General features: G+C 55.1%; 1 rRNA gene. It reads right to left on the bottom strand.

From position 1 onward, the window contains the following. Window positions 1-1,372 (bottom strand): 23S ribosomal RNA (locus WFJ73_RS33140); the annotation flags it as partial.

Here is a 1,372-nt window from a genome sequence, read left to right as displayed (position 1 = left end):
TAGGATAAGCCCTCGACCGATTAGTATTCGTCAGCTCCACACATTGCTGTGCTTCCACCCCGAACCTATCAACCTCGTCGTCTTCAAGGGGTCTTACTAATTGGGAAATCTCATCTTGAGGGGGGCTTCACGCTTAGATGCTTTCAGCGCTTATCCCGTCCGTACTTGGCTACCCAGCGGTGCTCCTGGCGGAACAACTGGTACACCAGCGGTACGTCCATCCCGGTCCTCTCGTACTAAGGACAGCTCCTCTCAAATTTCCTGCGCCCGCGACAGATAGGGACCGAACTGTCTCACGACGTTCTGAACCCAGCTCGCGTACCGCTTTAATGGGCGAACAGCCCAACCCTTGGGACCTACTTCAGCCCCAGGATGCGATGAGCCGACATCGAGGTGCCAAACCTCCCCGTCGATGTGGACTCTTGGGGGAGATAAGCCTGTTATCCCCAGGGTAGCTTTTATCCGTTGAGCGATGGCCCTTCCATTCGGTACCACCGGATCACTAAGCCCGACTTTCGTCCCTGCTCGACTTGTTGGTCTCGCAGTCAAGCTCCCTTATGCCTTTGCACTCTCCGAATGATTTCCAACCATTCTGAGGGAACCTTTGGGCGCCTCCGTTACATTTTAGGAGGCGACCGCCCCAGTCAAACTGCCCACCTGACACGGTCCCTCTACCCGATTCAGGGTAGCAGGTTAGAACTCCGATACGATCAGGGTGGTATCCCAACGTCGCCTCCACACAAGCTGGCGCTCATGCTTCTCAGGCTCCCACCTATCCTGTACAGATCGTACCAAAGTCCAATATCAAGCTGCAGTAAAGCTCCATGGGGTCTTTCCGTCTTGTCGCGGGTAACCTGCATCTTCACAGGTATTAAAATTTCACCGGATCTCTCGTTGAGACAGCGCCCAAGTCGTTACGCCATTCGTGCGGGTCAGAATTTACCTGACAAGGAATTTCGCTACCTTAGGACCGTTATAGTTACGGCCGCCGTTTACTGGGGCTTCGGTTCACAGCTTCGGATTGCTCCTAACCGCTCCCCTTAACCTTCCAGCACCGGGCAGGCGTCAGCCCGTATACTTCGCCTTACGGCTTCGCACAGACCTGTGTTTTTGCTAAACAGTCGCTTGGGCCTTTTCACTGCGGCCCCCTCGGGCTATTCACCCTACCGAGGCACCCCTTCTCCCGAAGTTACGGGGTCATTTTGCCGAGTTCCTTAACGAGAGTTCTTCCGCGCGCCTTAGCATGCTCTGCTCGCCTACCTGTGTCGGTTTGCGGTACGGGCACCTTCACCTGGCTAGAGGCTTTTCTTGACAGCCGGAGTACATGACCTTCGCTACTGCAATTTTCGCTCCCCATCACAGCCTAGCTTAC

This window comes from Paenibacillus sp. MMO-58, from assembly GCF_037146255.1.
Taxonomy (GTDB): Bacteria; Bacillota; Bacilli; order Paenibacillales; family Paenibacillaceae; genus Pristimantibacillus.
This window is presented reverse-complemented; position numbering and strand designations above follow the sequence as displayed.